This window comes from Vibrio sp. LaRot3, from assembly GCF_027587025.1.
Lineage (GTDB): Bacteria > Pseudomonadota > Gammaproteobacteria > Enterobacterales > Vibrionaceae > Vibrio.
The window spans coordinates 351,800-358,420 of record NZ_JAPPTI010000003.1 but is presented as its reverse complement, the minus strand read 5'-3'; the positions used below and the strand labels follow the sequence as shown (position 1 = coordinate 358,420).

6 protein-coding genes and 1 riboswitch are annotated in these 6,621 nt (G+C 45.9%); of the genes, 5 read left to right on the top strand and 1 reads right to left on the bottom strand.

The window, feature by feature from the left end; genetic code table 11:
- Positions 1 to 180 precede the first annotated feature (180 nt).
- A complete protein-coding gene (locus OH461_RS10495) occupies positions 181 to 1,086 on the bottom strand; it encodes a hydrogen peroxide-inducible genes activator (protein ID WP_270020559.1) in 906 nt (301 codons plus the stop codon).
- Positions 1,087 to 1,264: 178 nt separating this feature from the next.
- On the opposite strand from OH461_RS10495, the gene OH461_RS10490 reads away from it, so the two are divergent.
- The 5 genes from OH461_RS10490 to mltC all read left to right on the top strand — a co-directional run bounded on the left by OH461_RS10490 (position 1,265) and on the right by mltC (position 6,605).
- A complete protein-coding gene (locus tag OH461_RS10490; protein WP_260259728.1) occupies positions 1,265 to 1,873 on the top strand; it encodes a peroxiredoxin C in 609 nt (202 codons plus the stop codon).
- Positions 1,874 to 2,149: 276 nt separating this feature from the next.
- Positions 2,150 to 2,223: riboswitch (Fluoride riboswitch) on the top strand.
- A 157-nt stretch (positions 2,224 to 2,380) separates the two neighbouring features.
- Positions 2,381 to 3,073: an iron-sulfur cluster assembly scaffold protein gene (locus OH461_RS10485; protein ID WP_270020558.1), complete on the top strand. Its 693-nt coding sequence runs from the start codon at positions 2,381 to 2,383 to the stop codon at positions 3,071 to 3,073.
- A 14-nt stretch (positions 3,074 to 3,087) separates the two neighbouring features.
- A complete protein-coding gene (locus OH461_RS10480) occupies positions 3,088 to 4,080 on the top strand; it encodes a GGGtGRT protein (RefSeq protein WP_270020557.1) in 993 nt (330 codons plus the stop codon).
- 243 nt (positions 4,081 to 4,323) lie between these two features.
- Positions 4,324 to 5,355, top strand: coding sequence for a 2,3,4,5-tetrahydropyridine-2,6-dicarboxylate N-succinyltransferase (gene dapD / locus OH461_RS10475; protein WP_270020556.1), 1,032 nt, complete (start codon positions 4,324 to 4,326; stop codon positions 5,353 to 5,355).
- 146 nt (positions 5,356 to 5,501) lie between these two features.
- Positions 5,502 to 6,605: a membrane-bound lytic murein transglycosylase MltC gene (gene mltC, locus OH461_RS10470; RefSeq protein ID WP_270020555.1), complete on the top strand. Its 1,104-nt coding sequence runs from the start codon at positions 5,502 to 5,504 to the stop codon at positions 6,603 to 6,605.
- The last annotated feature ends 16 nt before the right edge of the window (positions 6,606 to 6,621 follow it).

Genomic DNA, 6,621 nt, shown 5'->3' with positions numbered 1-6,621 from the left:
AGAAGATAGAAAACTGTAAAATTAACATTGTGAAATTTCACAATTTAATGAAAGCTTCAAAAATAATTCTTTGTAAAATTTTACAAGTTAAATCTTACTGACAGGATTAAATGCTAAAAAGCACACTAATATCAGTGCGCTTTGTTATCAATAAGCAGAATTAATGGCTAATACTAATGGCTAAAGCAGCTCAGAAACCACATCCGCCAGTTGATTAAATGTTTTTACACGGGAAGAACTTGGTCGCCAAACCAAGCCAATATGACGATGAGCTTGCTGCCCCGGCGCATCCACCACCACCAAATTCTGGTTTTCAATCAAACCATGATCAATCGCCATTTGAGGAATAAAGGTCGTACCTAAACCATTTGCCACCATCTGGACTAAGGTATGTAAGCTAGTAGCTGAAAATGGGTTGATCTTCTCTTTGTCTGTCAACTGACACGCCGACACCGCATGCTCAGTCAAGCAATGCTCTTTTTCTAATAAGAAGACCGATTCATCCGGTAAGTCATCGTATTTAATCGGTGTTTTGATCGCATCCGCTTGATTACGACTAATGATCATACGGAATGGGTCATTACCCACAATACGGCTTTCCATGCCATCAATCTCTACTGGCAGAGCAAGAATCAACACATCCAGCTCACCATGGCGTAGCGCGGCTAGCAAGTTAGTGGTGGTATCTTCACGCAACAACATATTTAAACTTGGGAAGCGCTGATTCACCTCTTGCACGAGATCGCACAGTAAAAAAGGCGCAATCGTCGGGATACAACCAACTCTTAGCTGGCCTTCCATCTCTCCACCTTGGCAAAGCCGACCCAGTTCAACTAAGTCTTGCCCTTTGGCTAGCAACTCTCGTCCTTGCTGCACGACAAGTTCACCTGCTTGAGTAAAAACAAGTGGGCTCTTTTTATCTTTCTTTTCATATAAAGGGCAGCCAATCAGCTCTTCAAGATTTTGGATACCTTTACTTAGTGTCGACTGGCTAACAAAGCAGCGCTCTGCAGCATCACTGAAATGACGGGTTTCATGCAAGGTAACAAGGTAATGTAATTGTTTGAGACTAGGCCATTTATTCATTTTTTTACTACTGTGGGATTACATTGAACTTTTCATCGTTTTTTTCGATTAGCTCAATCTATTTAATTCGCTTTTTTCAATAGTACAGTCTGTACTATAGTTTGTCTCGTTCAAACACGGACCGAACCGAATCATTACTGTAACGGTTTGGAACTAAAAAATATTTAGGAGCAAAAAAATGGTACTAGTTGGTCGTCAAGCCCCAGATTTTACTGCAGCAGCTGTTCTAGGTAACGGCGAGATCGTTGATAACTTCAACTTTGCAGAATTCACTAAAGGTAAGAAAGCGGTAGTTTTCTTCTACCCACTAGATTTCACTTTCGTTTGCCCATCTGAGCTAATCGCATTCGACAACCGTTTTGAAGATTTCAAAGCGAAAGGCGTTGAAGTAATCGGCGTTTCAATCGATTCTCAGTTCTCACACAACGCATGGCGTAACACTGCTATCGAAGATGGCGGTATCGGTCAAGTTAAGTACCCACTAATCGCTGACGTTAAGCACGAAATCTGCAAAGCGTACGATGTAGAGCACCCAGAAGCTGGCGTTGCTTTCCGTGGTTCTTTCCTAATCGACGAAGACGGCCTTGTACGTCACCAAGTTGTTAACGACCTACCACTAGGCCGTAACATCGACGAAATGCTACGCATGGTTGACGCTCTAAACTTCCACCAGAAGAACGGTGAAGTTTGCCCAGCGCAATGGGAAGAAGGTAAAGCAGGTATGGACGCATCTCCAAAAGGTGTTGCAGCGTTCCTATCTGAGCACTCAGAAGACCTAAGCAAGTAATTTTGCTTACACTGCTCGCGCTCAACGAGCAGATGGTTGGATAATCTCAAAAAGAGATAATAAAGCATATATAAGCGCGAAAAGCGCAGCGCCAATCAGTTATACCTTCGGGTATAGAAGTAAAGTCTCAATCAAAAGCCCGATGCAATGCATCGGGCTTTTTTCGTTTGGATGATGTATCTCATCTCGATATATTCATATCCATATATTGCCGCGTTTTTTAAGTGCCACATGGTCTAAGAAGTTTGTTGTCCATCACACTTTGTTGGCGCTATGATCGCCTCTGGTGATGGAGTTCCACCTTAACGATCGTGTTAAAACCGCCACATGCTGATGACTCCTACAGAAACGAAAACAGGTTTTCCTGTTGGATCAACGCATCAATTTTAGCTATTGATGCGGGATGAGTTCTGTAGTGAGCAAGCTAACTCTTTTCCAACCCTACCTGTTTTCTCATAACAAAAACTATCTCAAACACATTTAAGAGATAAACACTGGGAAAACATCATGCAATATTCACACGAAGTACAATCCATGTGCCCGATTCAACGAGGCCATTTACACGCGTCTGCACCCATTCCAATTGAAGGTGCGATGGTCAACCCTAAAGATGTGATTGCCATTTCCGGACTAAGTCATGGGGTTGGCGCTTGTGCTCCTCAGCAAGGCGCTGCCAAGCTCACTTTGAATGTGAAACAAGGCATCATAGAAGAAGCACTCATAGAGACCATTGGCTGTTCTGGCATGACTCAATCAGCGGCAATGGCAGCTGAAATACTGACCGGAAAAACCATCCTTGAGGCTCTCAATACAGACCTTGTCTGCGATGCCATTAATGTTGCGATGCGAGAGATTTTTCTTCAATTTGTTTATGGCCGTAGTCAATCTGCTTTTTCTGAAGGCGGTCTAGAGATTGGTGCGGCACTGGAAGATTTAGGCCAAACTCAACGTAGCCAAGTCGGCACCAGTTATGCCACAAAAGCAAAAGGCGTTCGCTACATGGAGTTAGCCGAAGGCTATGTGACTCAACTTGCCCTCGATGAAAACCGCGAGGTTATCGGTTACCAGTACCTCAACCTTGGCAAGTTAATGAAAGCCATTAACGAAGGCACCCCAGCCGATCAAGCAGCACTCGCGGCAACGGGCAGTTATGGCCGTTTTGATGAAGCTGTCACAACCATCAACCCTCGCCAAGCTTAATTAGGAGATCAGTTATGAACACTCAATATACCCCTGCAATCACTGAGCTCCTAAACGAAATGCAATTGTCATCACTGGATCAAGCTCGTCAATATTGCCTATCCCACCAAATAGATGCTCAAGCCCTTGTACTCGACACTCAACCCATTGCGTTTGACAGTGCCGCTGAGGCTTACACTTTAGGTGCTGCCCTCGCCATCTATCGAGGTGCGTCTACAGCAGAGCAAGCAGCACTGATTATCGGCGAAGGACTGCAAGCGGTGACGAAGCTGGGCAGTGTTGCCCATCAGCGCCAAGTGGGTTTAGGTCACGGTGCTCTCGCAGCACGTCTTCTCAATGAACAAAGTCAGTGCTTTGCTTTTTTAGCGGGCCATGAATCGTTCGCAGCTGCCGAAGGTGCGATTAAGATTGCGCTTAACGTCAATAAAAGCCGTCAATCGCCACTCAAAGTGATTCTTAATGGTTTGGGCAAAGATGCGGCCTATCTAATTTCCCGCATTAATGGCTTTACCTATGTGAGAACACAGTATGACTATCAAACTGGCGCTCTTCATGAAATTGAGCGTCGCCGCTTTTCCCAAGGCCCACGAGGCGACATCCTTTGTTACGGTGCAGACGATGTGCGTGAAGGCGTCGCCATCATGCACAAAGAACAAGTGGATGTGAGCATTACAGGTAACTCCACTAACCCAACTCGCTTCCAGCACCCAGTCGCGGGTATCTATAAAACTGAACGCAGCCGATTAGAACTGCCTTATTTCTCGGTCGCTTCTGGTGGTGGCACCGGTCGAACACTGCACCCTGATAATGTTGCCGCTGGCCCAGCTTCCTACGGCATGACCGATACCCTTGGCCGAATGCACGCAGACGCACAGTTCGCGGGGAGTTCTTCAGTACCCGCTCATGTGGCGATGATGGGTTTTATCGGCATGGGTAATAATCCTATGGTAGGCGCAACAGTGGCGCTCGCCGTCGCCATCGCTCAAAGAGAACGGCAAGCCGCCTAGCCACCATGTGAATAAAAAAATAGAGCCACACAAAGTGGCTCTATTAGCCTGTAAAACCTGTACCACGAAATATCCTGTCAGACAAAAACATCGCTAATCGGACAAAACGTATCCGTCTACAGACTTTATCTAAATTTGCGCTTTAAAGTCTTAGACTGTCTATTTATGATGGCTAGCAATTAATTCCAATTTCTTGCCATTGAATCGGCGAGAATTAAAAGACTCAACATACGGAGATTGACTATGGCTTTCTTTTCACTTGGTTTCGGTGCGGCGACAAAGAATCGTGACGGCAAAATCATTGAAGCATTTTTCCCTAACCCAGTACTTAACCCTAGCGATGCACTTGTAAACGCAGTTGCAGCGGTAGCAGGTTACGAGCAAGGCAACCAAGCTATTGAGATCTCAGCAGCGCAAAGCGCAGAGCTAGCGACTGCCTTTGAAGCAAACGGCGACGCGGCGAATGCTTCTTTCGCAGCAAAAGCAGCACAATCAGAGCAGCCTCTGGTTTTAGTCATTCTTGCTACTGATGAGCAGCCACAATCTGTTGCTGAAGGCTTCCTAAAGCTACAACTTATTTCTAACCGTCTAGTTCAACCTCACGGTACGGTATTAGACGGTATCTTCGGTCTACTGCACAACATCGCTTGGACTAACGAAGGCCCTATCGATCTTCCTGAGCTAGCAGATCGTCAAATCGAAGCTCGCCTAGCGGGTCGTACTCTTTCAGTCGATTGCGTAGACAAGTTCCCTAAAATGGTTGATTACGTGGTTCCTGCTGGTGTTCGTATCGCAGATACGTCTCGCGTTCGTCTTGGCGCACACGTAGGCGAAGGCACAACCGTTATGCACGAAGGCTTCATCAACTTTAACGCAGGCACAACTGGCGTAAGCATGGTTGAAGGCCGTATCTCTGCGGGTGTTGTGGTAGGCAATGGCTCTGACATTGGTGGCGGCGCATCTATCATGGGTACACTATCTGGCGGCGGTAAAGTTGTGGTTTCTATCGGTGAAAACTCACTACTAGGTGCTAACGCAGGTCTTGGTTTCCCACTGGGTGATCGTTGCACGGTTGAATCTGGCCTATACGTAACAGCGGGTTCTAAAGTACGCATGCTAGATTCAACAGGCCAAGAAGTTGAAGTCGTTAAAGCACGCGATCTTGCGGGTGTTTCTGACCTACTATTCCGTCGCAACTCAGTGACAGGTCAAATCGAATGTCTAGCAAACAAATCGGCGGTTGAACTAAACAGCGAACTACACAAAAACAACTAATCGCTCGTTTCCTATCTAGTAACAACCCTATTCAATCCCTCTCAGCCACTGAGAGGGATTTTTATTATCTCGACAAAAACTAATAATTATCCCCTCTTTCATCGACTGATTATTATCAACGCGCTATACGTGACTCGTTGACCATAATGAAAAAACTCAGTTATTTACTACTCGCTTTACTTACCGGATGCGAACTATCGCCTCGACCACAAACCTGTGATTGTGCATCAGAGACAACACCATCCATCTCTCAACCCAACCAACAACAAAGCGTTAATCAGCTACTGGCTTATGTGGCCAAACTCGCCAAGCAGCGCTGGGGAGAAGATGATTTTGTCGCAGCGGGTAAGCATCGCTACGTCAAATACCTTGATGGTTATAACACTCGCGCGCACATCGATTTCGATAAAGGCAAGATTTACGTTTCCACTATTTCTCAGTATCAGTCTAAGCAAAAGCTGCAAAAGGCAATTGTTCAAACGCTTTTGATGCCAGCCGACCCTGCTCATGCAGAGCTGTTCAGTGACAAACAAGCCATATTGCGTGGTCAACCTTTCTTACTTGGCCAAGTGCTAGACCATGAAGGTAAGCCGATTGAGTGGGAGTGGCGCGCCAACCGTTACGCCAATTACTTGCTTGAACACGCCTTGCAACATAAGGCCATTAAACAAGGCACCGCCTACTACGTAGAAATCTCTATGGTGGAAAATCACCTAGAACAACGTGAATACCAATATGCAGGGCTAATCCAAGATGCGGCAAAACGCTATGGGTTATCGGAAGATTTGATTTACTCCATCATCAAGACCGAAAGTAGCTTTAACCCCTACGCGGTGAGTCATGCAGGCGCTTACGGCTTGATGCAGGTGATCCCAAAAACGGCGGGCGCAGATGTATTTAATTTAGTGAAAAACAAACCGGGCATTCCGACCAAAGAGTACTTATTTGATCCTGCCAGCAACATCGACACTGGAGCGGCTTACTTTTACATTTTGAAGAACAGATATTTGAAAGAGGTGAAGCACCCAACATCGCTGCACTTTAGTATGATCTCCGCGTATAACGGCGGGACAGGCGGCGTATTATCCGCCTTTGATCGCGATCGAAAACGTGCCATGGTGAAGCTCAACAATGCCACACCGAAGCAGGTGTATGACATTTTAACCACCCAGCACCCTAAAGCAGAAGCAAGACGCTACTTACAGAAGGTGCTCTATTTCCAGAAAGATTTTAATCAAGGCAACCTATAACTCATGCACATGAAAA

Excerpts from the sequence above, each read along its gene's own strand:
- OH461_RS10495 (WP_270020559.1), bottom strand. The coding sequence starts at position 1,086 with ATGAATAAATGGCCTAGTCTCAAACAATTACATTACCTTGTTACCTTG.
- dapD (WP_270020556.1), top strand. The coding sequence starts at position 4,324 with ATGGCTTTCTTTTCACTTGGTTTCGGTGCGGCGACAAAGAATCGTGAC.
- OH461_RS10485 (WP_270020558.1), top strand. The coding sequence starts at position 2,381 with ATGCAATATTCACACGAAGTACAATCCATGTGCCCGATTCAACGAGGC.
- OH461_RS10490 (WP_260259728.1), top strand. The coding sequence starts at position 1,265 with ATGGTACTAGTTGGTCGTCAAGCCCCAGATTTTACTGCAGCAGCTGTT.
- mltC (WP_270020555.1), top strand. The coding sequence starts at position 5,502 with ATGAAAAAACTCAGTTATTTACTACTCGCTTTACTTACCGGATGCGAA.
- OH461_RS10480 (WP_270020557.1), top strand. The coding sequence starts at position 3,088 with ATGAACACTCAATATACCCCTGCAATCACTGAGCTCCTAAACGAAATG.